Source organism: Leisingera coralii (assembly GCF_049056525.1).
Taxonomy (GTDB): Bacteria; Pseudomonadota; Alphaproteobacteria; order Rhodobacterales; family Rhodobacteraceae; genus Leisingera; species Leisingera coralii.
In genome coordinates this window covers 1-25,929 of the sequence record NZ_JBHUPT010000015.1, presented here as the reverse complement: position 1 = coordinate 25,929, position 25,929 = coordinate 1, and the positions used below count along the sequence as shown (strand labels likewise).

General features: G+C 64.6%; 28 protein-coding genes and 1 tRNA gene. 14 read left to right on the top strand and 15 right to left on the bottom strand.

The window, feature by feature from the left end; all coding sequences use genetic code 11:
- Position 1: 1 nt before the first annotated feature.
- Positions 2 to 439, bottom strand: a complete 438-nt coding sequence (locus ACFMBG_RS06080) for an Lrp/AsnC family transcriptional regulator (RefSeq protein WP_421053811.1) — start codon at positions 437 to 439, stop codon at positions 2 to 4.
- A 105-nt stretch (positions 440 to 544) separates the two neighbouring features.
- Here ACFMBG_RS06080 and ACFMBG_RS06075 point away from each other — a divergent pair, with 105 nt between their 5' ends.
- Genes ACFMBG_RS06075 through ACFMBG_RS06065 form a run of 3 tightly spaced genes read left to right on the top strand, consistent with a single transcriptional unit; the run spans position 545 to position 5,096 of the window.
- Positions 545 to 1,696 carry a type III PLP-dependent enzyme gene (locus ACFMBG_RS06075; RefSeq protein WP_421053810.1) on the top strand — a complete coding sequence of 384 codons (1,152 nt, stop codon included), beginning with the start codon at positions 545 to 547 and terminating at the stop codon, positions 1,694 to 1,696.
- Between the two features lie 48 nt (positions 1,697 to 1,744).
- The gene (locus ACFMBG_RS06070; protein ID WP_421053809.1) at positions 1,745 to 4,042 is read left to right on the top strand and encodes a xanthine dehydrogenase family protein molybdopterin-binding subunit; all 2,298 of its coding nucleotides are present in this window, start codon (positions 1,745 to 1,747) and stop codon (positions 4,040 to 4,042) included.
- Positions 4,020 to 5,096: a DUF2235 domain-containing protein gene (locus ACFMBG_RS06065; protein WP_421053808.1), complete on the top strand. Its 1,077-nt coding sequence runs from the start codon at positions 4,020 to 4,022 to the stop codon at positions 5,094 to 5,096. The genes ACFMBG_RS06070 and ACFMBG_RS06065 overlap by 23 nt, the downstream gene beginning before the upstream one ends.
- 88 nt (positions 5,097 to 5,184) lie before the next feature.
- Here ACFMBG_RS06065 and ACFMBG_RS06060 read toward each other — a convergent pair whose 3' ends face one another.
- From ACFMBG_RS06060 to ACFMBG_RS06050, 3 genes are all read right to left on the bottom strand, one after another.
- Positions 5,185 to 5,700: a DUF2867 domain-containing protein gene (locus ACFMBG_RS06060; RefSeq protein ID WP_421053807.1), complete on the bottom strand. Its 516-nt coding sequence runs from the start codon at positions 5,698 to 5,700 to the stop codon at positions 5,185 to 5,187.
- Between the two features lie 93 nt (positions 5,701 to 5,793).
- On the bottom strand, positions 5,794 to 6,273 hold the full coding sequence (locus ACFMBG_RS06055; protein WP_421053806.1) for a PaaI family thioesterase: 480 nt from the start codon (positions 6,271 to 6,273) through the stop codon (positions 5,794 to 5,796).
- A 64-nt stretch (positions 6,274 to 6,337) separates the two neighbouring features.
- Positions 6,338 to 7,207, bottom strand: coding sequence for a methylenetetrahydrofolate reductase (locus ACFMBG_RS06050; RefSeq protein WP_421053805.1), 870 nt, complete (start codon positions 7,205 to 7,207; stop codon positions 6,338 to 6,340).
- Between the two features lie 98 nt (positions 7,208 to 7,305).
- On the opposite strand from ACFMBG_RS06050, the gene ACFMBG_RS06045 reads away from it, so the two are divergent.
- Positions 7,306 to 8,211, top strand: coding sequence for a LysR family transcriptional regulator (locus ACFMBG_RS06045; RefSeq protein WP_421053804.1), 906 nt, complete (start codon positions 7,306 to 7,308; stop codon positions 8,209 to 8,211).
- A gap of 97 nt (positions 8,212 to 8,308) precedes the next feature.
- On the opposite strand, the gene ACFMBG_RS06040 is transcribed toward ACFMBG_RS06045, so the two are convergent.
- On the bottom strand, positions 8,309 to 9,328 hold the full coding sequence (locus tag ACFMBG_RS06040; protein WP_421053803.1) for an NADP-dependent oxidoreductase: 1,020 nt from the start codon (positions 9,326 to 9,328) through the stop codon (positions 8,309 to 8,311).
- A 191-nt stretch (positions 9,329 to 9,519) separates the two neighbouring features.
- Between ACFMBG_RS06040 and ACFMBG_RS06035 the strand changes: the two genes are divergently transcribed.
- The gene (locus tag ACFMBG_RS06035) at positions 9,520 to 10,305 is read left to right on the top strand and encodes an inositol monophosphatase family protein (protein ID WP_222502900.1); all 786 of its coding nucleotides are present in this window, start codon (positions 9,520 to 9,522) and stop codon (positions 10,303 to 10,305) included.
- Positions 10,306 to 10,470: 165 nt separating this feature from the next.
- Here ACFMBG_RS06035 and ACFMBG_RS06030 read toward each other — a convergent pair whose 3' ends face one another.
- The 3 genes from ACFMBG_RS06030 to putA form a co-directional block, all read right to left on the bottom strand.
- The gene (locus ACFMBG_RS06030; protein ID WP_421053802.1) at positions 10,471 to 10,851 is read right to left on the bottom strand and encodes a GFA family protein; all 381 of its coding nucleotides are present in this window, start codon (positions 10,849 to 10,851) and stop codon (positions 10,471 to 10,473) included.
- A 202-nt stretch (positions 10,852 to 11,053) separates the two neighbouring features.
- The gene (locus ACFMBG_RS06025) at positions 11,054 to 11,824 is read right to left on the bottom strand and encodes a rhomboid family intramembrane serine protease (protein WP_421053801.1); all 771 of its coding nucleotides are present in this window, start codon (positions 11,822 to 11,824) and stop codon (positions 11,054 to 11,056) included.
- Between the two features lie 53 nt (positions 11,825 to 11,877).
- On the bottom strand, positions 11,878 to 15,291 hold the full coding sequence (gene putA / locus ACFMBG_RS06020; RefSeq protein WP_421053800.1) for a bifunctional proline dehydrogenase/L-glutamate gamma-semialdehyde dehydrogenase PutA: 3,414 nt from the start codon (positions 15,289 to 15,291) through the stop codon (positions 11,878 to 11,880).
- 126 nt (positions 15,292 to 15,417) lie between these two features.
- On the opposite strand from putA, the gene ACFMBG_RS06015 reads away from it, so the two are divergent.
- The 4 genes from ACFMBG_RS06015 to ACFMBG_RS06000 all read left to right on the top strand — a co-directional run bounded on the left by ACFMBG_RS06015 (position 15,418) and on the right by ACFMBG_RS06000 (position 17,645).
- Entirely contained in the window at positions 15,418 to 15,888 is a 471-nt protein-coding gene (locus tag ACFMBG_RS06015; RefSeq protein WP_421053799.1) for an Lrp/AsnC family transcriptional regulator, read from the top strand.
- A 67-nt stretch (positions 15,889 to 15,955) separates the two neighbouring features.
- A complete protein-coding gene (locus ACFMBG_RS06010) occupies positions 15,956 to 16,561 on the top strand; it encodes a tetratricopeptide repeat protein (protein ID WP_421053798.1) in 606 nt (201 codons plus the stop codon).
- A 107-nt stretch (positions 16,562 to 16,668) separates the two neighbouring features.
- Positions 16,669 to 16,754: transfer RNA gene (locus ACFMBG_RS06005), tRNA-Leu, on the top strand.
- 159 nt (positions 16,755 to 16,913) lie between these two features.
- A complete protein-coding gene (locus ACFMBG_RS06000) occupies positions 16,914 to 17,645 on the top strand; it encodes a helix-turn-helix domain-containing protein (protein WP_421053797.1) in 732 nt (243 codons plus the stop codon).
- On the opposite strand, the gene ACFMBG_RS05995 is transcribed toward ACFMBG_RS06000, so the two are convergent.
- The 6 genes from ACFMBG_RS05995 to ACFMBG_RS05970 all read right to left on the bottom strand — a co-directional run bounded on the left by ACFMBG_RS05995 (position 17,622) and on the right by ACFMBG_RS05970 (position 21,885).
- Positions 17,622 to 18,233, bottom strand: a complete 612-nt coding sequence (locus tag ACFMBG_RS05995) for a hypothetical protein (protein WP_421053796.1) — start codon at positions 18,231 to 18,233, stop codon at positions 17,622 to 17,624. The genes ACFMBG_RS06000 and ACFMBG_RS05995 overlap by 24 nt on opposite strands.
- A gap of 305 nt (positions 18,234 to 18,538) precedes the next feature.
- The gene (gene queF / locus ACFMBG_RS05990) at positions 18,539 to 19,003 is read right to left on the bottom strand and encodes a preQ(1) synthase (RefSeq protein WP_421053795.1); all 465 of its coding nucleotides are present in this window, start codon (positions 19,001 to 19,003) and stop codon (positions 18,539 to 18,541) included.
- Between the two features lie 16 nt (positions 19,004 to 19,019).
- A complete protein-coding gene (gene queE / locus ACFMBG_RS05985; protein ID WP_421053794.1) occupies positions 19,020 to 19,727 on the bottom strand; it encodes a 7-carboxy-7-deazaguanine synthase QueE in 708 nt (235 codons plus the stop codon).
- Entirely contained in the window at positions 19,724 to 20,089 is a 366-nt protein-coding gene (gene queD, locus ACFMBG_RS05980) for a 6-carboxytetrahydropterin synthase QueD (RefSeq protein ID WP_421053793.1), read from the bottom strand. The genes queE and queD overlap by 4 nt, the downstream gene beginning before the upstream one ends.
- Positions 20,089 to 20,790 carry a 7-cyano-7-deazaguanine synthase QueC gene (gene queC, locus ACFMBG_RS05975; RefSeq protein WP_421053792.1) on the bottom strand — a complete coding sequence of 234 codons (702 nt, stop codon included), beginning with the start codon at positions 20,788 to 20,790 and terminating at the stop codon, positions 20,089 to 20,091. The genes queD and queC overlap by 1 nt, the downstream gene beginning before the upstream one ends.
- Positions 20,791 to 20,994: 204 nt before the next feature.
- Positions 20,995 to 21,885 carry a LysR family transcriptional regulator gene (locus ACFMBG_RS05970; protein WP_421053791.1) on the bottom strand — a complete coding sequence of 297 codons (891 nt, stop codon included), beginning with the start codon at positions 21,883 to 21,885 and terminating at the stop codon, positions 20,995 to 20,997.
- Between the two features lie 110 nt (positions 21,886 to 21,995).
- Here ACFMBG_RS05970 and ACFMBG_RS05965 point away from each other — a divergent pair, with 110 nt between their 5' ends.
- The 4 genes from ACFMBG_RS05965 (at position 21,996) to ACFMBG_RS05950 (ending at position 24,575) form a co-directional block, all read left to right on the top strand.
- Entirely contained in the window at positions 21,996 to 22,754 is a 759-nt protein-coding gene (locus ACFMBG_RS05965) for a class II aldolase and adducin N-terminal domain-containing protein (RefSeq protein ID WP_421053790.1), read from the top strand.
- 106 nt (positions 22,755 to 22,860) lie between these two features.
- Positions 22,861 to 23,889, top strand: a complete 1,029-nt coding sequence (locus tag ACFMBG_RS05960) for a fatty acid desaturase (protein ID WP_421053789.1) — start codon at positions 22,861 to 22,863, stop codon at positions 23,887 to 23,889.
- Positions 23,890 to 23,925: 36 nt separating this feature from the next.
- Complete coding sequence (locus ACFMBG_RS05955) at positions 23,926 to 24,237, top strand: non-heme iron oxygenase ferredoxin subunit (protein ID WP_421053788.1); 312 nt, start codon at positions 23,926 to 23,928, stop codon at positions 24,235 to 24,237.
- A gap of 149 nt (positions 24,238 to 24,386) precedes the next feature.
- Positions 24,387 to 24,575, top strand: coding sequence for a hypothetical protein (locus tag ACFMBG_RS05950; RefSeq protein ID WP_421053787.1), 189 nt, complete (start codon positions 24,387 to 24,389; stop codon positions 24,573 to 24,575).
- Here ACFMBG_RS05950 and ACFMBG_RS05945 read toward each other — a convergent pair.
- Complete coding sequence (locus tag ACFMBG_RS05945; protein WP_421053786.1) at positions 24,572 to 25,330, bottom strand: alpha/beta fold hydrolase; 759 nt, start codon at positions 25,328 to 25,330, stop codon at positions 24,572 to 24,574. The genes ACFMBG_RS05950 and ACFMBG_RS05945 overlap by 4 nt on opposite strands.
- Positions 25,331 to 25,433: 103 nt before the next feature.
- On the opposite strand from ACFMBG_RS05945, the gene ACFMBG_RS05940 reads away from it, so the two are divergent.
- Positions 25,434 to 25,799 (top strand): hypothetical protein, encoded by a 366-nt coding sequence (locus ACFMBG_RS05940; RefSeq protein ID WP_421053785.1) that lies wholly within the window; start codon positions 25,434 to 25,436, stop codon positions 25,797 to 25,799.
- The last annotated feature ends 130 nt before the right edge of the window (positions 25,800 to 25,929 follow it).

The following is a 25,929-nucleotide window of genomic DNA, read 5'->3' as shown; positions in this document are numbered from 1 at the left end:
CTTACTGCCCGGTGCGGTCCAGCTTGGTGGCCAGATGGATCAGGCTCTCGGAGGAGCGCACCCCGCGGGCTTCCGCAATCTTGTCGATGGTTTCGTCCAGTTCCGCGGTGCTTTGCGCGACCACTTGCGCCAAAAGATCAAACCGGCCGGAGGTCGTGTGCACCACCTCCACCCCTGGCAGTCTGCGCAGCCGGGCCAGCACCTCCGGGCCGGAGCGCGGTTCGATTGACATCAGCACCGTGGCCTGCAGCGGCGGGCGGGCGGCGTCGGAGGATTTGAGCGTGTAGCCGGTGATCACGCCGGTGGCTTCCAGCCGTTCGATCCGCGCCTGCACGGTGGTGCGGGCAAGGTCAAGGCGGCGGGCAATCTCGGCCACCGGGCGGCGCGCGTTCTCCCGCAGCAGGGTTATAAGGCGCTGATCTGTGTCGTCGGTTTGCATGTCTGGCCTGCGATATGACGAAAGTTTTCGTCACTATAGGCAGAGTGACGAGCGGAATCGACGGGAAACTCGCGGAAAATATGCAAAACGAATGAGGGTTACACGATGCAGCAGATTCCCCCGCTATGGCTTTCGCCTGAATCCCACCTGGCCCGCAGCGCGCCGGATCATCCGATCCTGTATTTCTCGCCGCGGGTCCTGCACGAGGTGGCGCGGCGGTTCAGTCAGGGGTTTCCCGGTCTGGTGACCTATGCGGTGAAGGCAAACCCGCACCCGGCTGTCCTGTCCAATCTGGTGGCGGCGGGGATCACCGCCTTTGACGTGGCCTCGCCCGCGGAGATGGAAGCAGTGCGCGCCGCCAGTCCCGACGCGGTCATGCACTACAACAACCCGATGCGGTCCGAGGCGGAGATCGCCGCCGGGATCGAACATGGCGTTGCCAGCTGGTCGGTGGATGAGCTGAGCGAGCTGGAGAAGCTGGACGCGGTGCCGCGGTCCTGCGAGATCGCCGTGCGCTTTGCGCTGCCGGTTGCGGGGGCGGCCTATGATTTCGGCAGCAAGTTCGGCGCCGCGCCGGAGGAGGCGGTGGAGCTGCTGAAGCAAGTGGCGGCCAAGGGCTGGACGCCCGCCCTGTGTTTCCACCCGGGCACCCAATGCGAAGATGAGATGGCCTGGGTCGAATATGTCCATGCGGCGAAAAGCATTGTCGATGCGGCGGGCGTGCGGATTGCGCGGCTGAACGTGGGCGGCGGGTTCGCGGCCAACCGCGACGGCGTGGCGCCGGATCTGGAGAAGGTCTTTGCCGCCATCGGCAAGGCGGCGGATCAGGCGTTTGGCGCGGACAAGCCCACGCTGATCTGCGAGCCGGGCCGGGCGATGGTCTCCGAAAGCTTCACCCTGGCCGCCCGCATCAAGGGGATGCGCAAGGACGGCGGGGTGGTGTTCCTGAACGACGGCATCTATGGCGGGCTGGTCGACATCCGCGACATGGGCCTGCCGGGCCGGGTTGAGGTCGTGGCCTCCGACGGCACTCACCGCAGCGGTGTCCGCAAGCCGCGGGTGGTGTTCGGCCCGACCTGCGACAGCCTTGACCGGCTGCCGGACGGTCTGCCGCTGCCTTGCGATTGCGCCGCGGGGGACTATGTGCTGTTTCCGGGGCTGGGTGCTTATTCTTCCGCCATGAGCACGCAATTCAACGGTTATGGCCTGTCTGACGTGGCGACGGTGATCGAGCTGGCTGGACAAGCGGCCCGCTGACAGTAGTCTCGCCCCCGCAACAGCAGCCAGCGCGGACAGGGGGCGAGCATGGAAAAATTCGGGAAAAGCCAGCCGGTAAAACGGGTCGAGGACGTCAGGTTCCTGACCGGCCAGGGGCGGTACATCGAGGATGCCGCCCCGGCGGATGCCTTGCGCGCCTGGGTGCTGCGCAGCCCGGTGGCGCATGGGGTGATCTCTGGGCTCAATGTGGAGGACGCGCGTGAGGCGGACGGCGTCCATGCGGTGATCACCCTGGCCGATCTGGAGGCCGCGGGCATCAATACCTCGATGGACGGCTCGCTGGTGACCAACCGCGACGGCACCAAGGGCGCGTCGCCCGAGCGCCCGATGCTGGCGCGCGATCGGGTCCGCTATGTCGGGGAGCCGGTGGCCGTGGTCATTGCGGAGACGCTGGATCAGGCCCGCGATGCGGGAGAGCTGATCGAATTGGACATTGACGACCTGCCGGTCAAGCTGGATGTGCTGCCCGGCGGTGAGCCGCTGCATGACGGGGTGCCGGACAACAAGGCCTTTGACTGGGGCATGGGCGATGAAGCCGCGACCGAGGCGGCGTTCCAGGACGCGGTCCATACCGTGGCTCTGCAGGTCGAGGACAACCGGATCATCGTCAATTCGATGGAACCGCGCGGCTGTTTTGCCGAGTGGTCCGAAGGGCGGCTGCATTTCTGCTATGGCGGGCAGGGGGTTTGGGCGATGAAGTCCCAACTCGCCGCCAAGATGGGGCTGGACGAGGCCGCTGTGAAAGTCACCACCCCGGATGTGGGCGGCGGTTTCGGCATGAAGGCGATGCCTTATCCGGAGTATTTCGCCGTGGCCCATGCCGCCCGGACACTGGACCGGCCGGTGTTCTGGATGTCCGACCGCTCTGAGGCGATGCTGAGCGACAATGGCGGCCGCGACCTGACTTCTCTGGCGGAGCTGGCCTTTGACGAAAACCTGAAGATCACCGCTTACAGGGTCACTACCCGCTGCAACCTCGGCGCGTACAACTCCCATTTCGGCCAGCCGATCCAGACCCAGCTGTTCAGCCGGGTGCTCGCGGGCGTCTACGACATTCAGACCGCCTGGCTGCAGGTGGAGGGGATCTATACCAACACCACCCAGGTCGATGCCTACCGCGGCGCCGGGCGGCCGGAAGCGATCTATGTGCTGGAGCGGGCGATGGACCGGGCCGCGCGTGAGCTGGGCGTGGACCCGTGGGAGCTGCGGCGGCGGAACTTCATCCGGCCTGATGCGTTTCCCTATGACACCGTGACCGGGGAGAGCTATGACGTGGGCGATTTTGGCAAGGTCCTGAGCCGCGCCGCGCAAGAGGCTGATATCGCAGGATTCGCTGCCCGCCGCGCCGCAGATGGTAAACGCGGCAAGTTACGGGGCGTCGGGCTGTGTTACTATATCGAAAGCATTTTGGGCGATCCTTCGGAAAGCGCGGAGGTGGAGTTTCTGGAGGACGGCCGGGTGCATATCTATGTCGGCACGCAGAGCAACGGACAGGGGCATGAAACCGTCTATGCCCAGTTCTTGGCCGACCAGAGCGGTATCCCGGCAGAAAAGATCCAGGTCATTCAGGGCGACAGCGACCGTATTGCCACCGGCGGCGGCACTGGCGGTTCGCGTTCCGTCACCACCCAGGCAAATGCCACGCTGGCGGCAGTGGAGACGATGATTGCTGCCTTCATCCCCTTCCTGGCAGAGGAGATGGGGGTGGAGGAGGAGGCCGTTGAATTCGACGGTGAAACCTTCCGCGCACCGGGTTCCAACCTGACCCCCACCATGCTGGAAGCGGCAGAGATGGCCCGCGCGCAAGGGCGGCTCGATCTGCAGCGTCATGCGGCGCGGGCCCGGCTGCCGGGGCGCTCGTTTCCGAACGGTGCCCATGTTGCCGAGGTCGTGATCGACCCGGAGACTGGGAATTCCGCCGTGGAGCGCTACACTGTAGTTGACGATTTCGGTAATCTGATCAACCCGGTGCTGGCCGAAGGCCAAGTGCACGGCGGGGTGGCGCAGGGGCTGGGACAGGCCATGCTGGAGCGGGTTGTCTATGATGCAGATGGACAGCTGCTCACGGCTTCGTTCATGGACTATGCCTTGCCGCGGGCAAGCGGCGTTCCCATGATTGGATTTACCTCCGAGCCGGTGCCTTCGACACAAAACCCGATGGGGATGAAGGGCTGCGGTGAGGCGGGCACCGTCGGCGCGCTGGCAGCGGTTGCAAACGCGGTGCAGGACGCGGTCTGGGACCGCGGCGTGCGGCAGGTGGACATGCCGTTCACCCCGCTGAGGATTTGGGAAGTGCTTAGGGATGTTTCTGACGCAGCTGAGTAAGAGGGTTTTAGGGTGGCTGGGACGGCCGCTGCGCTCGGAGCATTCCGGCGAAACCAAGCTGCGCGGGCCGCAGGCCCATGTGATCATCCTGGATGGCACCATGTCGACGCTGGAGGAGGGGCGTGAAACCCACGCCGGCCAGCTGTACAGGCTGTGCCGCCAGATGGGCGGGCAGGTCTCAGTCTTCTACGAATCCGGCGTTCAGTGGAAGGGCTGGGGCAGTGCGCCCGACGTGATGATGGGGCGCGGCATCAACCGCCAGATCCGCCGCGCCTATGGCTATCTTGCTTCCCGGTACCGGCCCGGCGACCAGATCTACCTGTTCGGCTATTCCCGCGGCGCCTATGCGGTGCGGTCGCTGGCCGGGGTGATCGACCGGATCGGCCTCTTGAAGGCGGAGCACGCCACCGTGCGCAACATCCGCACCGCCTACCGCCACTACCGGCTGAACGGGCGTTCCATGACGTCAGGCACCTTCTCCAACGCGCATTGCCACGACGAGGTCGGGATCGAGATGGTCGGCGTCTGGGACACCGTCAAGGCGCTGGGCCTGCGGCTGCCGCTGCTGTGGCGCTGGGCGGAAAAGCAGCACAATTTCCACAACCATACATTGGGCCCGCATATCAAGAGCGGCTATCACGCACTCGCACTGGATGAGACCCGCGACGTGTTCAAGCCGGTGTTATGGGACTGCCCGAAGGGCTGGAACGGCCACGTCGAACAGGTCTGGTTCCGCGGCGCCCATGGCGATGTGGGCGGCCAGCTTGGCGGGTTTGAAGAAGCACGGCCGCTGGCCAATGTCTCGCTGATCTGGATGCTGGAAAAGGCCGAGGAGCGCGGCCTGCCGTTGCCCAGCGATTGGCGCATGCGCTTTCCGGTCGACCCCAAGGCACCCTCGGTCGGCACCTGGCAGGGCTGGGCCAAGATCTTTCTGCTGCGCAGCCGCCGCCGGGTCGGGCTGGATGGCAGCGAGCGGCTGCACAGCAGCGTCGATGCGGGAAAGCAGAACACCGCTTCCTCCGGCGGCTGGCTGGCGATGTTTTCCAAAACCTGAGGACCGCAGGCGGGCGCTGCTGGTGTGCTGAGCTGCGTGAACGGATCAGTGCTGTTTACCGGCAAGAGGCGGCGGGAAGGGGAGCGGATCAGCTTGCGGCGCTGCGCCGTTCCAGGGCCTGCTCCAGGCGTTTCAAAGACATCGCGACGATCAGCTTGTGGGCTGGCCGGACAGGGATCATGTAGGCCCGGCCAAACCAGTTGCGGGTTTTGACCGAGGAGGTCACGGTCAGAACGCCTCGGCTGCTAGTCAGGCAGGTCATCACGTCCAGGTGCCTGTCCCGCACGGTCAGGGTCAGGATCGTGTCCGATACGGCTTCCACCAGGAAGAAGTCCAGCTTGTCACCTGTCCGCACGCCCGTGTGCGGCTGGCTGGAGATGCCGCCGATGCGTTTGACGCCAAAGCAGGCGGAAACCGCATCCCGCAGCCAAAACGCCAGCCTCAGGCCAGGAAGCGGCCGCGCGTGCATCAGGTTCCAGGCCTCCAGCGGGGTGATCTGCGCAGGCAGGACAACGGATTGGCTGTCCAGGAAATCCAGCTCCGCGGCGGGGGCCAGGATTTGAATGCGGGCGGTGGCAGCCCGCGCGAAAGAGTTTGGCGGCATGGCCGGCCTTTCCGCTGCTTGTCAGGTTACTGCCTGAAGATAATCGGAAAAATACGGCCGGCAAGACCGCGGGCAGAAATCCAATGGCCGGGTTCAGGCGATTTTCATCACGATGCAGGTGGTGGAGCCGGTCGCATAGAGGCGGCCGTCCTCAACCCCGCGCAGCTCGCCATGCGCAACACCGGTTGAGCGGCCCACATGGTCGATGGTGCCGGTGCAGTCGATCAAAGTGCCCAGCGGGATCGCCCGCAGAATGTTGATCTTGTATTCCAGCGTTGTGTAGACCGACCCCAGCGGCACCTTGGTCATCACCGCGCAGGCCATGGCGCTGTCCAGCAGCGTGCCGTACCAGCCGCCATGTACGGTGCCCATCGGGTTGGTAACACGGAATTCCGGCGTGCCGCGGAACACGACCTGGCCTTCTTCCACGCTGTGCAGGTGATAGCCCAGCGTCTCGGCAATCGGCGGGCCGGGCAGGCGGCCCTCCAGGATGCCCCGCATGAAATCGAGGCCGGAGATCCGGGAAATCTGCTCAATCGTCAGCAGGTCAGAGGGCTGTTTGGCATAGAACATGGCGCGCGGGTCCTTGGCGGGGCTTTTTCCGCCATTAGAAACCGCGCGCCGTTTTGCGCAACGCTTACGCCACGTTCTGAAGCGAAACCTTGGGGGTGACACCCAGGGCAAAGCAGACGTCGCGGGTCAGCTCCGGCCGGTTCAGCGTGTAGAAGTGCAGCTTGTCCACGCCGCCCTCCAGCAGGTCCGAGCACAGTTCAGTGCACAGCGCGGTTGCCAGCAGGTCTTCGCGGCCGTCGCGCACGGCATTGCCGAAGGCGTGCTCGACCCAATCGGGAATGATGGTGCCGCAGCGTTTGGCGAAATTGCGTGCGCCTTTCCAGTTCTCGATCGGCAGGATGCCTGGGGTCAGCTTGCGGCCGTCGATCCCGGCCTTCTCGCAGGCGTCGCGGAAGCGGAAGAAGGTCTCGGCCTCGAAGAAGAACTGGGTCAGCGCCTCATCGGCGCCAGCGTCCAGCTTGCGCTTCAGCCATTCCACATTCGCGGCCTGGCTGGCGGCCTCCGGGTGGCAGTCCGGATAGGCGCCGACCTTGATGTTGAAGTTGCCGCGCGCCGCCAGCCCCTTGATCAGCTCCACCGAATTGGCAAAGCCGTCGGGGTGCGGGGTGAACTTGCCTTCGCCCTTGGGCGGGTCGCCGCGCAGGGCAACAATCTCGGTCACGCCGGCCTCGGCGAACTGATCCGCGATCTCCAGCGTCTCCGCCTTGGAGGCATTCACGCAGGTCAGATGCGCCGCCACCTTCAGGCCGGAGGATTTGTGCAGGGTTGCCACCGCGTCGCGGGTCAGCGAGCGGGTGGTCCCGCCTGCGCCATACGTCACCGAAACAAAGCGCGGGTCCATCGGAGCGAGGACCTGCACGGTGTCCCAAAGCCGGAAGGAGGCTTCGAGATTTTGCGGCGGGAAGAATTCAAAGGAAATCTTGGGCGTCGTCATCTCAGGTCTCTCGCTAGGTTGATGTCAGCTCTTGTTGCATGCACAGCATTGTGAGACAATTTCATAATACTCAAGATTAACATGAGCGATCTGATAGGATGCATATCGAATTCCGCCATCTCCGCACCATTAAGGCCATCCATGAGGCCGGCGGTCTGGCCCGCGCTGCCGAGCAGCTGAACATCACCCAAAGCGCGCTGAGCCATCAGGTAAAGGGGCTGGAAGACCAGGCTGGAGTGGAGCTGTTCATCCGCCGCTCCAAGCCGATGAAACTGTCCCCCGCCGGGCTGCGGCTGTTGCGGCTGGCAGAGCAGGTTTTGCCGCAAGTCGAGGCAGCACAAGCAGAATTTTCCTCTTTGCGCGATGGAAATACGGGCCGGATGCATATCGCCATCGAATGCCACGCCTGTTTCGAATGGCTGTTCCCGGTGCTGGAGGCGTTCCGTAAGAACTGGGGGGACGTGGATGTCGATATCCGCCCGGGGCTCGCCTTTGACGCGCTGCCGGCGCTGCAAAAGGAGGAGGTGGATCTGGTGGTTTCCTCCGACCCGGAGGACATCAATGGCGTCGAGTTTATCGAGCTGTTTGATTACAATGCTGTGTTTGTTGCCTCCGCCCAGCATCCGCTGGCGGAAAAGCCTTACATCGAAGCAGAGGATTTCATTGGCCAGAACCTGATCACCTATCCGGTGGACAAGACCCGTCTGGATGTATTCAGCCAGCTGCTGATTCCGGCGGGGGTGGAGCCGGCCTCAATCCGCCAGGTGGAGCTGACGGCGGTGATCCTGCTGCTGGTGGCTTCCAACCGCGGCGTGTCGGTGCTGCCGGACTGGGTGGTGCGGGAGGTGAAATACTCCTCGGACTATGTAACCCGGCCGCTGACCAAATCCGGCATCACCCGCAGTCTGTATGCCGCGATCCGGACGGAGGACCGCGAGAAACCCTTCATGCAGGAACTGATCCGGCTGGCCAAGGTCGAGGCGCGCAAGCTGCAGCATCAATAGATACTGCCGCCGGGAGAGGCGCGGAGCGGCCTGCGCCGTTCCGGCGCTTGTGCCCGCTCCGCGCGGTTGCGTGATCCGGCGGGTGCCGGCGCGCGGCTCAGACCAGCTTGACGATCTGCTTGCCGGTATTGCCGCCCTGCATCATCGACAGGAAGGTCTTGGGCGCGTTCTCCAGACCTTCGGCGATGTCTTCCAGGTACTTGATGTCTCCACTGGCGATCTTGGGCGCGGCCTCCTGCAGGAACTCAGTGTAGCGGTCGTAATGGTTGAAGATGATGAAGCCATTGACCGAAAGGAACTTGGTCAGCACCGTGCGCCAGATCGCAGGCGCGGTCAGATCCGTTTCGGCGCTGTTGTACCAGGCGATCATGCCGCAGACCGGGATGCGGCCGAAGTTGTTCATCAAGGGCAGCACCGCCTCCAGCACCTTGCCGCCGACGTTTTCGTAATAGATGTCGATACCACCCGGGCATTCCGCCGCCAGAGCCTCGCTCAGCGCTTCGGCGCTTTCATAGGCACGGTGGTCGAGGCAGGCGTCAAAGCCGAAGGTCTCGACCGCCAGCTTGCACTTGTCCGCACCGCCCGCGATGCCGACGACGCGCAGGCCCTTCTGCTTGGCCAGTTGGCCGACCATCGAGCCGACCGGGCCGGTGGCGGCAGCAACGACCAGGGTTTCGCCCGCCTGCGGGCGGCCATAGGCGTCCAAGCCATGCCAGGCGGTAAACCCCGGCATGCCGAGAACGCCAAGCGCGGTGGTGAGCGGCGCCATGTCAGGGTCCAGCTTGCGGATGTCCGAGGCCAGGGCGCAGGCGTGGCTGGCCCAGCCGAAGGCACCAAGGGCAAAGTCGCCGGGCTGGAAATCCGGGCTGTTGGAGGCAATCACCTCGCCCACGCCGCCTGCGGTCATGGTCTCGCCGATTTCGACCGGATCGGCATAGGACTTGCCCGCGTTCATGCGCCCGCGCATATAGGGGTCCAGCGACATATAGTGTACCTTTACAAGCACTTCGCCGTCGCCGGGCTGGGGCATCGCCACGCTTTCCAGGCGGAAGTTTTCTTCGCTGGCCTGGCCTTCGGGGCGGCTGGCCAGCACGATACGCTGCATCTGGTCGGGCATGAGTGTCCTCCTTCATTTGTTTGCAGCCGAGACTGGGCCCCGCGGAGGCGGAATTCAACCGCTTACCGGCCTGTAACCGGACGTCAGCGCCACGGCCTTGTTTCCGGCAAAGCCCCTTGGCAATTGGGGGCAGGGGGCGTATAGGCACGGTTTGACCCGGCATCTCCCCGACGTGACAGGATTCTGCAGACATGATTGGCAGCGCAAACCTCAATGTGATGATCAAGGCCGCCCGCAAGGCTGGCCGTTCCCTGGTGAAAGACTTCCGCGAGGTGGAAAACCTGCAGGTGTCGATGAAAGGCGCGGGCGACTTTGTCTCCAAGGCCGACATCGCTGCCGAGAAGATCATCAAGGATGAGCTGCGCAACGCCCGCCCGACCTATGGCTGGATCGCCGAAGAGGGCGGCGAGATCGAGGGTGAGGACCCGACCCGCCGCTGGATCGTCGATCCGCTGGACGGCACCACCAACTTCCTGCACGGGCTGCCGCACTGGGCGATCTCCATCGCGCTGGAGCACAAGGGCAAAATCGTTGCGGGCGTGGTCTATGACGCCGCCAAGGATGAGATGTTCTTTGCCGAGAAGGGCGCCGGCGCCTGGATGAACGACACCCGCATCCGCGTGTCGGGCCGCCACCGGATGATCGAGTCGATCTTCGCCACCGGCGTGCCGTTTGGCGGCCGCGCAGACCTGCCGCTGACCCTGCAGGATCTGGCCCGTCTGATGCCCGCCTGCGCCGGTGTGCGCCGCTGGGGCTCTGCCGCGCTGGACATGGCTTATGTGGCCGCAGGCCGCTACGAAGGCTTCTGGGAGCGCCGCCTGAACCCCTGGGATCTGGCCGCAGGCATCATCATCGTGAAAGAGGCCGGCGGCCTGGCCGAGGCGATCGACCCGGAAGCGGGCATCATCGACAGCGGTTCGGTGGTCTGCTCGAACGAGCCGATCTTCGAGAACTTCGCCAAGGTGATCCGCGGCTGAACCGGCCTGAGAACTTGAGAATAGGAAACGCGGCCATCCGGTCGCGTTTTTTGTTTAAGCGGGTCTTGTTACACGGTGAGGGCAGCGTCCGTCCGAGGGCGGAAAGCGAAGCGCCCGCCCGTGGGGGCGGACGGGCGCTGCCCGGCCTATCGGCCTGGCGATGTGTCACTTCCTATCGGAAGGATGGTTCACCCCGTCGTTCCAGGGGATCTCGCCATAGGTCTCAGGGTGCGTGCGCGGGTTGGCGCCCTCGATACAGCCCAGGTTGACACCGCATTCCTTCGGGTCAGAGCGGCGCTGGTGGTGGGTATAGATGCCGCAGGTCTTGCAGAAGTAGTGCTTGGCCGTATGGGTGCCCCAGGTGTAGAGGCTGAGGTTTTCCGCCCCTTTCAGCACCTTCAGGCTGGCGGCCATGGCGGTGACGGCAGCCGCCCCGCGGCGGCGGCAGAAGGAACAGTCGCAGCGCGCGGCGGAGGCGAGGCCCTCGGGGAAGTCCGCCTCGATCTCAACAGCGCCGCAGTGGCAGGTGGCTTTCAGACGTGTCACTTTGGGCTCCTTTGTTTGGCCAAGCCTGAGCAATACCTTCGATAATTCCCCGTAAAACCGTCGAGTGCAGCTCTACCATATCTTTACCCCGATGCCCGTCGGGGCAGCGGCCTGCGCATTAACCAGTAGCTTGTTCCCATGGTCACGCAGGCCGCTTTTGTTTTGCACTACTGCTGTTTGAAGAACGGTATTGCAAGGGGCCTTACTTCCCCCAAGGCCCGGGATTGCGCTTCTTGCGCGGCAGCTTGGGGATGCGGCTCGCGGAGTATTCATACTCGTTTTCCGGATGCGGCGGCTGGCCGTGGGTCCGGTTCCAGAACGCCGGGCCTCCGCGGCGCAGCCACAGGGGCAGGCACAGGATCAGCCCGACAGCAAAGCCGCCGGCATGGGCCCAATAGGCCACGCCGCCCTGGTCGGGATCGGCGCCGAGGCCTCCGAGGAACTGCATTGCCAGCCACACCCCCAGCATCACAAAGGCGGGGATCGAGAAGATGCGGAAAAAAACGATCAGGATCAGCAGGATATCGACGCGCGCCTTGGGGAACATCAGCAGGTAGCCGCCCATGACACCGGCAATGGCACCTGAGGCGCCGACCGTGGGCACCATGGAGCCGGGCGCCGATATCACATGGATCAGCCCGGCGCCGATACCGCTGGCGAGATAGAACAGGAGGAAGGGGATATGCCCCATCTCATCCTCCAGATTGTCGCCGAAGATCCACAGGAACAGCATGTTGCCGCCCAGGTGCATCAAGCCTGCATGGATGAAGAGCGAGGTGAACAGCGTCTCCAGCCCGTATCCGTGGCTGATCTCGGCTGGCACCACCGCATAAGCGTCATAGAAGTAGGCGAGTGCCAGGGGAGAGGCAAAGCTGGCCGAGTAATAGATATAGGCCAGGATGTTCGCCGCCATCAGCGCATAGACGGCATAGGGCGTACGGCCGGACGGGTTGTGGTCGCGGATCGGAAACATGGGGGAACGCTGGGCCGGAAAGGGCCCAGCGTCAAGTGCTTACCGGCTACAGCTCAGGCGTTGCCGCCGAGCAGCGCCGCGTTGCCGCCCGAGGCGGTGGTGTCAACGCAGACGTGGCGCTCGGCCAGAACGCGGGCGCGGTCGGGCTTGCCCGGGATCAGCGGGATGATCGGGCCGTCGCGCTTGGCAAGGTGCTGCTCGATCTCGCGCCCGGTCGTCTCATCGCCCCACCACAGCACGCCGGAGATGCCCTCGACGGTTTCCAGCTGGCTCAGCCCCAGAAGGCCATGCGCCTCGATCGCGGTGCCGCCAAGGCTGATCACCTCCTTGGCCTGCTCCGCGGCGGCCTCCGGCCCCGGGCCCATGCACAGCAGCGGCGGGCGGGCCGAGACCGTCAGGCGGTTCGATTCACCGGTCGGTCCGGGCAGGGAGGTGGTCACCGGCTGTGCAGGCACGCCGCTTGCCCCCGGCAGCGCGGCAGCTTCGGTTTCCCACTCGGCGCTGACCTGCTGCCGGTCCGGCGCGCAGAAGCGGTTGAGGTAGTAGGGGCCGCCCGCCTTGGGGCCGGTGCCCGACAGGCCCTCGCCGCCGAACGGCTGGCTGCCGACGATGGCGCCGATCTGGTTGCGGTTCACATAGATGTTGCCCGCATGCACCCGGTCGCAGACATGCTGCACCCGGTCGTCAATGCGGGTGTGCAGCCCGAAGGTGAGCCCGTAACCGGTTGCGTTGATGTCGGAAATCACCTGGTCCAGCTGCTGCGACTTGAACCGCGCGACATGCAGGACGGGGCCAAAGATCTCCTCCTCCAGCGCGCTGATGCCGGGGATTTCGATCATCGTGGGCGCCACAAAGGTGCCGCCCTGGGGCGCCATCAGCTCCTTGATCACCCGGCCTTCGGCGCGGGCCCGGTCGATATGGGCGAGGATGCCCGCGCGGGCGCCTTCGTCGATCACCGGGCCGCTGTCGGTGGACAGGTTCCAGGGGTCATCCAGGTGCAGGCAGTCCATCGCGCCCTTGAGCATCTTCAGCACGGTGTCGGCGATGTCGTCCTGCAGGTAGAGGCAGCGCAGCGCCGAACAGCGCTGGCCCGCGGACTGGAAGGCGCTTTCGATCACCGCCTGCACCGCCTGTTCCGGCAGCGCGGTGGAGTCGACGATCATCGCATTCAGCCCGCCGGTCTCCGCAATCAGCGGCGCGCCCGGCTGCAGGTTGTCGGCCATTGCCTTGCGGATGCGCATCGCGGTGGCGGTGGAGCCGGTGAAGGCCACGCCATTGACCCGCGGATCGGACGTGATGGCGGCCCCGACCACGCTGCCGCGGCCCGGCACCAGCTGCATTGCGGCCCGCGGCACCCCGGCCTCGTGCATCAGCTGCACGGCGCGGTGGGCGATCAGCGGCGTCTGGTCGGCCGGCTTGGCCAGGACGGCATTGCCTGCGGCCAGCGCGGCCGAGACCTGACCGGTGAAGATCGCCAGCGGGAAGTTCCACGGCGAGATGCAGGAGAAGATGCCAGCGGGCGGCGCATCGGGAATACGGGCGGCGTAGTAGCGCAGGAAATCCACCGCCTCGCGCAGTTCGGCGACCGCGTCGGGAATGGTCTTGCCGGCCTCGCGGGCGAGGATCGCAAACAGTTCGCCGAAGTTCTCCTCATAGAGATCAGCCGCCTTGTTGAGGATCGCCGCGCGTTCCTCCGCCGGGGCGTCCCAGGGGTCGGCCAGCGCCAGCGCCAGTTCGATGTCCTCGGGGCTGCACTGGCTGACGGTGCCGGCGACGCTCTGGTCGGTCGGGCTGGTCACGTCCTTGGCGGCCTCCGGCTGGGCATCGCCTGCCAGCAGCGGCCCGGCCTGCCACTGGTGGCTGCGCCAGGGCGCGCGGGCTTCTTCGATCTTTGCCAGCGTCGGTGCGTGGCCCAGGTCAAAGCCCTTGGAGTTCGGACGCTCCGGCGCATACAGCTCCGGCCCGGTCGGGATCTTGCGGGTCACATCCGCGACGGCAGCAAACGGATCGGCGGCCACGGCCTCCGGCGGGACATTCTCGTCCACGATCTGGTTCACAAAGGAGCTGTTGGCGCCGTTTTCCAGCAGGCGGCGCACCAGATAGGCCAGCAGGTCGCGGTGCGCGCCGACGGGCGCGTAGATCCGGCAGTTGGTCTTGTTCTGCTCCAGCACCATCTGGTGCAGGGTCTCGCCCATGCCGTGCAGGCGCTGGAACTCAAAAAGCCCCTTATCCATGCCTTCGGCCATGTGCAGGATGGCGGCAACGGTGTGGGCGTTATGGGTGGCGAACTGCGGATAGATCCGGTCCGTCAGGCCCAAGAGCTTGCGGGCATTGGAGATATAGGACACGTCGGTCAGCGGCTTGGAGGTATAGACCGGGAAGCCCTCGACCCCCTCGACCTGGGCGCGCTTGATCTCGGTGTCCCAATAGGCGCCCTTCACCAGCCGCACCATGAAGCGGCGGTTGTACTTCTCGGCCATCTCATGCAGCGCGTCGATGGCCAGGCCGGTGCGCGGGCCATAGGCCTGCACCACCACACCAAAGCCGTCCCAGCCCGCCAGCGCCGGGTCGGAGACCACGGCGTCGATCACTTCCAGCGACAGCGACAGGCGGTCGGCTTCTTCGGCGTCGACATTGAGGCCCATCTTGGCGGCTTTCGCCAGCAGCGCCAGCGCCTTCAGGCGCGGCACCAGATGCTCCATCACGCTGGCGTCCTGCGCCAGTTCATAGCGCGGGTGCAGCGCCGACAGTTTCACCGAGATGCCGGGGTTCTTGCGGATGTCGTCGCTGTTGCAGGCGGCGGCAATGGCCGAAATCGCCTTGGAATAGGACAGGTGATAGCGGGAAGCATCGGCCTCTGTGCGGGCGGCCTCGCCCAGCATGTCATAGGAATAGGTGTAGCCCTTGGCCTCCATCCCGGCGGCGCGGTTCATCGCGCTTTCGATGGTTTCGCCCAGCACGAACTGGCGGCCCATTTCCTTCATCGCGCGGCTGACGGCGGTGCGGATCACCGGCTCGCCCAGGCGTTTGATGGCGCCGCGCAGGGCACCGATGGGGCTGCGTTCCTCATCCAGCACCTTGCCGGTCAGCATCAGCGCCCAGGTTGAGGCATTGACCAGCGAGGAGGTGGACTTACCCAGATGCTTGCCCCAGTCGGAAGGGGCGATCTTGTCCTCGATCAGCGCGTCGATGGTGTCGGCGTCCGGCACCCGCAGCAGCGCCTCGGCCAGGCACATCAGGGCGATGCCTTCTTCGGTCGACAGGCCGTATTCGGCCAGGAACACCTCCATCAGCCCGGGTGCCGAATGGCCGCGGATATCGCGCACCAGGGCAGCAGCGTTGGCGCAGATGCGGGAACGGTCAGGCTCGGACAGGGCGGCTTGGGCAATCAGCTGGTCGCGCATGGCAGTCTGATCGGCATAGGTGCCGGCATCGATCCGGTAACGCAGCTTGGGTTGGGTGGTCATGCAGGGAACTCCACAGGAAACATGCAGGGCTTTTGCTAAGAATACACGCTTTCTGGCGGGACAATCGCCTGAAAATGTGCAGAATGCAGGCTGTATGATGAAAAAGATCGAGGGTGCGCAGTCCAAATGAACTTTCCTGATATCGACCGGTTCGACCGCGCGATTCTCAATGTGCTGGCAGAGGACGGGCGGATCTCCATCGCCGACCTGGCCCGCAGGATCGGCCTGTCGAAAACCCCGACCCAGACCCGGCTGCGGCGGCTGGAGGCGGAGGGCATCATCACCGGCTACCGCGCCTTGGTGGACCCGATCAGGCTGGGGCTGGATCATGTGGCCTTTGTCGAGGTGAAGCTGGACGACACCCGGCAGGCGGCGCTGGCCAAGTTCAATGCGGCGGTGTCCAAACTGCCGGAGGTCGAGCAGGCCTATATGATGGCGTCGCATTTCGACTATCTGCTGAAGGTGCGCACCCGCTCGATGACCGATTACCGGGCGGTGCTGGGGGAGAAGATCTCCTCACTGCCGCATGTCTCCTCGACTTCCACCTACGTGGCGATGGAGGCGGTGAAGGAAGACGGTGCGCTGGGGCCGCTATAGGGTGTTGCGGATGCAGCGCGCGGACAGTTGACTTGATCGCAACCAGAATTGTGCCAGCATTAGGGGCATGTTTTGCTCTGTGTTCCGTGCCCCGCGTTTTCCGGTCAATTGTGTTCTGGCGGCTGCTGCCGTGCTGCTGGCATCGCAGGCCGCCGCCGCGGACTGCCCGGCCGCCCCGGACCACAGCACCCCGCTCGAAGGGCTGCTGCGCCAGGTCCAGCAGGCCGACAGCGAGGCGCAGGCGCGCGAGATCGCCAACCGGATGTGGGAATTCTGGGCCGATGCCCCGGATGAGCGCGCGCAGGAGATCCTCAACCGCGGCATGACCCGGCGCTCGTCCTTCGACTTCCTGGGTGCGCTGGAGGATTTCGACCAGCTGATCGACTACTGCCCGGACTATGCCGAGGGCTACAACCAGCGCGCCTTTGTGCATTACCTGCGCCGGGATTTTGCGGCTGCGCTGCTGGATCTGGACCGGGCGCTGGAACTGTCGCCGCGCCATGTCGCGGCGATGAGCGGGCGGGCGCTGTCGCTCTATGGCCTGTCCCGGATGGAGGAAGCACGGGAGGCGCTGGCCGATGCACTGGCGCTGAACCCCTGGTTGCCGGAGCGCTACCTGGCCGATCCGGGCGGGCCGCTGGCGCCGCCGGGGGCAGGGGACGTTGAACTGTAGCGGCGCGTGCATCACGGAAAAATTCCCCGCAAACACCGAAAAGCGATTGTCCGCCTGAAATCAGGAGGCTAGACCTGCTGTTGTGGCGCCGCCCGGCGGTGCCACCGGCGGACGTGGTGGAATGGTAGACACCGGAGACTTAAAATCTCCTGGCCTTATGGCCGTGCGGGTTCGAGTCCCGCCGTCCGCACCACTGGTTTCATCGCAGTAGCCCCCTCTGACAGCACCAGCCCGGCCACATCCGGCCTGCGTTCCCTGTGCAATAAAACATGGAATGATCACGTAAAGATTGCATTGCTGTAACGATAGTTTTGTGCAAGATGTCGGTCAGAATGTGAAAGATCTTTGACACATGGCGCTGATTCACGAGAAAATCGCCGCGCTGCTCGCGGATATGAACCTGTCCAACCGGCAAGCGGCGCTGAAATGCGGCATTCCCTATGGCACTTTCAACAGCGCGCTGAAGCATGAGCGCGAGATCGGCTGGAGCACGCTGGATGCGCTGTCGCGCGGGCTGGGGGTGTCGTTCCGCTATTTCTCGTCCGATACCAACGGGCTGGAGCTGCTGCCGGAGCGCCAGGCAGGCGGGCACAGCAGCAAGGCCTTTGAGATCCTCAACGCGCAGATGCAGGCCGCTGCCCGCACACGGCAGTACTGCGGCACCGATGTCTCGCTGCAGGATTTCCTGGATTGGTGGTTTTCCAACAGCGGCCGGCTGGAAGGCTTTGACCAGCTGCAGCACGCGGTAGACATGTTCGATCCGCCCGACGTGGAGAAGAACCGCATCCAGCCGATCCAGTCCGGGGTGCACAGCCTGGCCTCCATCTGTTTTGAAGTGTCCAGCAGCGGCCAGCTGCGCGATACTCTGAACGGCTTCAGCGACAAGCTGAACGCCGATCTGGTGATGGCCCACAGCGAGGCGATCAACCGCGGCGAACCTGTCATCACCCATCCCTCGCTTGACGTGAAGCTGCTGAACGGCCGCCGCTTTACCCGGCAGTACCGGCGGGTTCTGGCGCCGGTCTACCTGCCGGACGGCAAGCTGCTGGTGGCCAATTTCTCACAGGATATCAAATTCGGCTAGGTCGCTTTGCAGCATGTGCTCCATTTCCAGCCGGGAGGAGCCGACAAACCATTCGGTGCTGCTGCGCACCTCCGGTTCCGGTTCGCGCCATTTCTGCGCGCGGGGGATCGCCCGGCTGAAGCCGTAGACCAGATCCAGCCGCGCCTGCATGTGGCGGTCGGGGATGAAGGCATAGATCCAGTCCACATCCCATTTCTGGATCGCCATGATCTGGAAAATCCGCATGAAGGGCGCCAGCCGCTCCGCCCGCTTGCCGCGGCGGCCGGGCAGAAAATTCAGCTCGCCGATATAGGCCAGCCGCCCGCTGACTTCGCGGGCCAGCGGTTCGGCCACGCTTTCGACACCGCCGCCTGCTGCATTGGGGAACTGGTGGCGGGAGGTGCGCAGCAGGAAGTCGGCCAGCGTTTCCCGGCCCAGGTCCTGCAGCATTGCCGCCGCGCCGCCGATATAGGCGCCGTCCTCCTTCAGGAACAGCCAGAAAGCCGAGTTCTCGGTGTGGTCGGCGCGCTCGATGGCAAAGCCCGGCATCTGGAACTGGCGGCCTGACAGGGCGGCGGTTTCAGGCACTTTCTCGAAATCCGTGAACATTTCGACCTGAAGGCCTGCCTGAGAGAGTGTATGCAAGTAGCCCGAAAGCGTTTTTCCCATGTCGAGCGAATTCATTAAGGTCCCCCGTTATTAGTTCACCCCTCCGAATAGCCCGAAACACCCCTTGGCGCCGCCAAAGAGTGCAAGTTGCATAAAATCTTAGTCATTTTTTCGTAAAAACGGACGATTTGCAGGGCGCCGGTATTGCACCTGTAGGATGCAACGGAAATTGCGGCGGGGCCGGCGGAGTAGCAGCCAGCCCTGGGGCGGGCTGGTTGTGGTGATCAGAGGGGCAGGGCGGCCGCTCAGCCGCGGCCGCGGTAGGGGGGCACGCCCTGGTCGGGGATCCAGACTCCCTCGGGCATCGGGCCGGTCTGCCAGAACACGTCGATCGGAATGCCGCCGCGCGGGTACCAGTAGCCGCCGATGCGCAGCCATTGCGGCTCCAGGAAGTCCGCCAGGCGGCGGGCGATGGAGACGGTGCAATCCTCATGGAAGGCGCCGTGGTTGCGGAAGGAGGTGAGGAAGAGTTTCAGCGATTTGCTCTCCACCAGCCATTTTCCCGGCACGTAGTCGATCACCAGATGGGCAAAGTCCGGCTGCCCGGTCATCGGGCAGAGCGAGGTGAACTCCGGCGCGGTGAAGCGCACGTTGTAGGCCACATCGGCCTGCGGGTTCTGCACCCGCTCCAGTTCCGCCTCTTCCGGGCTTTGCGGCACGATGGTGTCGCCGCCCAGCTGTTTCAGGTTGCTGTAGATGCTGTCAGACATATCAGATTCCTTGTCTTCAGACGCCGCGCTTGTTGCCCCAGACCAGCACATGCAGCTGCGGCAGGACGCGGGGGGTGAACCAGCCGTCGCCGGTCACTTTTTCGATGAGCCATAGCAGCCGGTCGGTGGCCTGCTGCAAGTCGACCGGCTGGTCCGGATCGACCTCAGGGTTGCCGGGCTGCAGGTACAGCGGCAGCTCGGGGTGGCGTTCGGCAGCGGCCTTGGCCCAGGCGTAATCCTTGTCGTCGAAGATCACGATCTTCATCACCGCCTGGCCGCAGCCCTTGGCCGCTTCGAGGCATTGGTCAAAGGCCTTCCAGTCCACCGTCTCGCCGCTGGAGGGCGGCTTGGGGCTCAGCACCAGCGTATCGAGGTCCGCAAACCAGGGCTTGCTGACCGATCCTTGGGTTTCGCAGGCAAACCGGTAGCCCTCGGCCTTGCCGTAGGCGATCACCGGGGCGAAGTCCTGGATCGCCGGATTGCCGCCGGAAATCGACACCGTCAGCGGCTTGCCGCCCGACAGGCGGCGCACCTCAGCCATGACTTCTTCGGGCGCCATCACCGCCCAGTCATGCCGGTAGGCGCTGTCGACCGCATGCATGCTGTCGCACCACAAGCAGCGGTAATCGCAGCCGCCCGCGCGCACAAACACCGTGGGTTCCCCGATCAGGGCGCCCTCGCCCTGGATCGTGGGGCCGAAAATTTCCGCGATGCGCAGGGTCACGGCCTGACCTCCGGCCTGTACTCCGCCCAGGTTTTCGGGGTCTCCGAGACCTTCACGGCAGTGACTTCCGGCCAGCGCGCATGGCACCAGTCATAGAAATGCCTGGCCATGTTCTCCGCCGTCGAATGTCCCTCCAGAACATCGTTCAGATGCCGGTGGTCGAAGGTTTCGTCGATATAGTCCTTCAGCGGCTTCAGCTCGTGATAGTCGCGCACGAACCCGTCGCTGTTCAGCTCCTTCGCCGCCAGCTCCACCACCACGACATAGTTGTGGCCGTGCAGCCGGGCGCATTGATGGTCCGGCGGCAGATGGGTCAGCTGATGCGAGGCGGAGAAGTGGAACTCCTTGGTGATCCGGAACATCAGGCGCCGTCCTTGGCGGCAATTGCCGCTTTCCAGAAATCGGGGTCGGCGTACTCCGTCGGATCCTCGACGCCTGCCAGGTGGAAGGCCTCGCGCCGTTCCACGCAGGTGCCGCAGCGGCCGCAGTGCTTTTCACCGCCCTTGTAGCAGGACCAGGTCTCGGCAAAGGGGGTGTTGTGCTTGGCGCCCGCGGTGACGATGTCGCCCTTGGTGCGGTGCACAAACGGCGTATACAGCCGCACGTCGGCATAGCCGTCCAGCGCGGCGCGCTGCATGGCATCAAACGCCTCGGTAAAGGCCGGGCGGCAGTCCGGATAGATGAAGTGGTCGCCGCCATGCACCGCCGTGGCCACGGCCTCGTCCCCGTTGGCGGCAGCGATGCCGTAGGCGATGGTCAGCATGATGGCATTGCGGTTCGGCACCACGGTGACCTTCATGGTCTCTTCTTCGTAGTGGCCGTCCGGCACGTCGATGTCATCGGTGAGCGCCGAGCCGGAAAGCGCGGCGCCGATACCCCTCATGTCGATGATGTCATGCGGCACACCCAGCCGTTTGGCAGCGGCGGCGGCATAGTCGAGTTCCTTCTTGTGGCGCTGGCCGTAATCGAAGGAGACAAGAAGGGTCAGCTGATGCTCCTCAGCGACCATATGGGCAAGCGAAACGGAATCCAGCCCGCCCGAGCAGATAACGATAGTCTTCATTTTTGAACCCTTGTTTTGGTGACCGGGTAGGCTGCGACCGGTGCCGCGCATATAACGTCGCAGGCGTTAACACGCAAGGGGCGGGCGGCTAGCGCACTTTTCTGAAGTGATGTTGGGAAATGTTGAAAGTGCCTGAAATACTCGGAGGGCAGTGCCAGGCCGCGGGCGGCAGCGCAGCACCCGCCCATGGGGGGCGGGACCTTTCTAAAATGGCGGCAGCTCCCCCTCCAGCCATTCCAGGAACGCCCGCGACGCCGGGGTGCTGGAATGGCTGGGCGGCGGCATCAGAAAGTAGTTCTCCAACAGCTCCGCCGAATGCTCGCTGGGTTTGACCAGCTGGCCGCTCTCCAGCAGACCGCCCGCCAGCGTGTCATGCGACATGGAAATCCCGGCGCCATTCACCGCGGCTGTCATGGCAATCACGTAGGTGGAGGCCAGGTTGATCTCGTGGTTGCGCTCAAACGGCAGTTCCTGCGACTTGAACCACGCCCCCCAAGAGCCTGTCACTCCGCCGCAATCCAGCAGGGTCGCGGTGCTGAAATCAAACTCGCCGCCCTGATAGCCCGGCGCACAGACTGGGTAGAACCGGTCCCGGGTCAGCCGGACCGCTGCCGCCGACATGTCATTCGGGCGGCCAAAGCGGATCTCGGTCCCGGCGGAGCTGGCATGCCGCTCCGGGTCCCAGATCGGCGTCACGATGTTCAGCACCAGCCAGGGGAATTTTTCATAGAGCCGGGGCAGGCGCGGCGACAGCCAGAACACTGAAAACGCCATATTGCACTGCAGCACCAGATGCCGCCCCTGATCGCCGCCGGTAAAGGCTTGGGTGCCCGCCGCAATCAGGTCAAAGGCCTCCCGCACGATGGGCATGTAATTGGCGCCGGCCTCGCTCAGCTCCAGCGCGCGGGTTTTGCGGATGAACAGCTCCCTGCCCAGGAAATTCTCAAGGCTGCGCACATGCTGGCTGATTGCAGATTGCGTCAGGTTCAGCTCTCCCGCGGCACGGGTAAAGGACAAGTGCCGGGCGCTGGCCTCGAAGGCGCGCAGCCAGGTGAGCGGCGGCAGGGAGGACGAAGGCGAAACGGGTGACGGCATGGACCTGTGACCTATGCATTAACTCGATTAATGCATTACTGTTGAATTCATCGTTTGTCAGCCCCTGTTGCGGCTGGCACCAATACGGCAGCATTTATGGGAGGTGCCAGATGAACAAACAAGCAGCGGTGAACCCGAACCTCACCCATTGGCAGGAGCGCGTCGACATGGCCGCGGCCTTCCGCTGGACCGAGCGGCTGAACATGCACGAGGCGGTGGCCAACCACTTCAGCCTTGCCGTGAACGAGGACGGCAGCCAGTTCCTGATGAACCCGAACCAGGTGCATTTCGCCCGGGTGAAGGCCTCGAACCTCCTGCTGTTGGACGCCAATGACCCCAAGACAATGGAGCGCCCCGACGCGCCCGACCCGACCGCCTGGGGGCTGCACGGCTCGATCCACCGGCTGTGCCCGCATGCGCGCTGCGTGATGCATGTGCATTCGATCCATGCGACCGTGCTGGCCTGCCTCGCCGACAGCACCCTGCCGCCGATCGACCAGAACACCGCCACTTTCTATAACCGCTACGTGGTGGATGGCGATTTCGGCGGTCTGGCGTTTGAGGACGAGGGCGCCCGCTGCGCCTCGATGCTGACCGATCCCAAGGTCAAGACCATGATCATGGGCAACCACGGGGTGCTGGTGATCGGCGACAGCGTCGCGGACACCTTCAACCGCCTCTACTATTTCGAGCGCGCCGCCGAGACCTATATCCGGGCGCTGCAAACCGGCCAGAAGCTGCGGGTGCTGAGCGATGAGATCGCCGAGAAGACCGCGCAGGAGCTGGAGGATTACCCGGACCAGGCGGAGCGCCACCTGGCGGAGCTGAAGGCGATCCTCGACGACGAAGGCTCCAACTACGCCAGCTAAATAGGCTTTCAATGCAGGCAATGACACCACGGGCAGTTCAGAAGACTGCCCGGCGGTTTGCTGCATCCAGTTGAAACACACAGTTCAGCCATCCAGAAGGTCCCAGATGCCTGATTACGTCCCCACAAATGCCGCGTCCTCGGGCGTGAAGCTCGACAAGAAGACGCTGAAATCCATTGCCGCCCGCAGTGACAGGCCCGGCTTGATCTATTTGGCGCAATGGCTGGCCTTTCTGGCCGCCACCGGCACCCTGGTCTGGGCCACCCTGGGCACAATCTGGATGTGGCCTGCCATGCTGCTGCACGGCGTCTTCCTAACCGTGCCGGCCTATTCCTTCAGCCATGAGACGGCGCATGGGACCGCCTTCCGCACCCGCTGGCTGAACGAAGCGGTGCTATGGGTCACATCGCTCCTCTACATGGAGGAGCCGCTGCACCGCCGCTACACCCACACCAACCACCACACCCACACTTGGTGGGTGGGCAAGGACAGCCAGATGCCGTTCGACACACCGATGGGCTTTGGCGGCTGGCTGGCCGAGATCACCGGCTTTGCGCTGCTGCGCTTCCATATGCAGGTCTTCGTGCATCTGGCGGCGGGCCACTACACCGACACCATGAAGATGGTCACGCCCGAAGGCGAGTTTGCCAAGATGACCCGCAACGCGCGCATCATGCTGGGGATTTATACGCTGATCGCCGCGGCGCCGTTCCTGGGCATCTGGTGGCCGGTCTGGCTGATCGCGGTCCCGCGGGTTCTGGGCGCGCCGGTCATGCTGCTGTTCACCCTGATCCAGCATGTGGAGCTGCAGGAAAACTCGCCCTCGATCCTGGAAAGCACCCGTTCTTTCCGCAGCAACTGGCTGGCTGAATTCCTCTACATGAACATGAACAACCACGTCGAACACCATCTGTATCCGCAGGTGCCGTATCATGCACTGCCCAAGCTGGCCGAGGCGGTGCAGGACCAGCTGCCGCAGCCCGATCCCGGTTTCTTCAAGACCAACCTTGAAGTGCTGTCCGTGGTGCTGCGCCGCTCTCTGGGCCGCCCGACCAAGGCCGCCACCATCCGCCAGGCGCCGCACATGATCACCGAGGGCGGGCCTGTGCAGCGGGTTGCGCAGCGGACCATGTAACCCCAGCCGCGATGATCTCAACCAGGAGCAAACAGCATGAGCCAATGGATAAACGCCTGCGCCACCGATGACATCGACGAGGAGGACCTGATCTCCTGGGAGCACGAGGGCAAATCCTACGCAATCTACAACACGGAAAAGGGCTTCTTTGCTTCCGACCTCATGTGCACGCATGAGGAGCAGAGCTTGGAGGACGGATTGGTGATCGACTGCGTCATCGAGTGCCCCTTGCACGGCGGCCGCTTCGACATCTGCACCGGCAAGGCACTGTCGGCGCCGGTGCATGAAGACCTCAAGACCTACCCTGTAAAGGTCGAAGGCGGCCGGGTTTTCGTGGAGATCGGCTGACGCGTTCCTCCCCGGATAGTCAGATGCTGGCGGCCCCGCCGGGGCCGCCCTATTTGATTGGCTGGCCATCTGATCCTGATCAAGGCCGCGGCCTTTCACTCTGCCTATGCCTGAACCCGAAAAGACTCGGCAGCTATAGGAGAGAGCCCATGTTGCGCCTTGCATCCATCCTGTATTCTCTGATCGGCAGCAGCCTGGCAGGGGTTGGCGTGATTGCGGTTCTGGTCGCAGGGATGGCCACGGTCCCGGCCATTCTCGCCGCCGCGGCGGCAGGTGCGGCTCTGGGGATGCCGGTGGCCTGGCTGGTTGCCAAACAGCTTTATGCCCGCGGCGCCTAGGCGTTGAGGAACACCCGCGCCGCGGCCTCGAACTCCCGCGGTTTCTCGGCGTGCAGCCAATGGCCCGCGCCGGGCAGCTTGGCAAAGCGGGCGGCGGGGAAGCGTGCGCGGATCTCCTCGCGGTGCTCCGGCAGCACGTAGTCCGACTCGGAGCCTGACAGGAACAGCGCAGGACCGTCCCAGGAGGCATCGGTCTGCGGGAAGGACATGATGTTCGGCATCTGATCCGCCAGCGTGTCCAGGTTCAGCTTCCAGCGCTTGTTCGGGACGTCGAGCGACTGGGTGAAGAAGCTCTGCAGCGCGGGCTCCACCCCGGCATCGGCCAGCTGTGCGGCGGCTTGCGGGCGGCGCTCCAGCGTCTCCAGATCGACCGAACGCATGGCATGGATATACTGGATCTGGGTGTGGCCATAGGCCACCGGCGCAATGTCGGCGACCACCAGGCGGCGCACCGCTTCGGGGTGGTTCAGCGCCAGCATCATCGCCGCCTTGCCGCCCATCGAATGGCCGATCACATCCATCCGGCCGCCATGCGCCGCGACCACTTCCGCCAGATCCTCTGCCAGCTCCGGATAGGTGTGGCTGTCCGCCCGCGGGCTGTCACCGTGGTTGCGCATATCGGCGGCCACCACCAGCCGCTCGTCCGACAGGCGCTTGGCGATGACGCCCCAGTTGCGGGCCGAGCCATAGAGGCCGTGGGCTATCAGGAGCGGCGGTTTTCCGGTGGCAGAGCCATGAGTGATCGTGTTCAGCATGCCGCCTTGATAGCGGGGCAGGCGGAGGCTTGCCAGCCCCATTGAGACGGACGCGGGCGCAGGCTAGGGTGGCGGAACGAGGCAGCTGAGGGAGAGTGCCGCAATGGCCGCCAGCCTGGACCAGGATATCGAAGAAATCCGCACGCTCCTGAAGGAGCGCGAGCATGCCTCCGGCGGCCTCGCCGCAGCGCTGAAACGCGCCCGCCGCCGCCTGCCGCGCCGCATTTACAAGCAGGGCATGAAGATCGCCGATGCGCTGCCGCTGCTGGAACACCCCAAGCTGCGGCAGACGGTGGACGAAAAACCGCTGCGCGGCGCCGCCCGCGAGGTAAAGGCGCATCTGCAGAAGATCGACCTCGCCGACCGGCGCAAGGGCTTCTGGCTCGGGGTGCTGGGCAGCATGGCGTTTTCGCTGCTGGTGGTGATGATCCTGCTGATCGTGGTCCTGCGCTGGCGCGGCCTGGTCTGATTTCCCGCTCTACGCCACCGCCGCTATCCGCATTTAGATACCTCCCGTCTAGCAGCCGGGCGCTCCCGCCCCTTTCCGGCCTGCCTGCGGCCGTCCCGAAAGCGTTGGGCAGGGCGCCGTGCGAACCGCA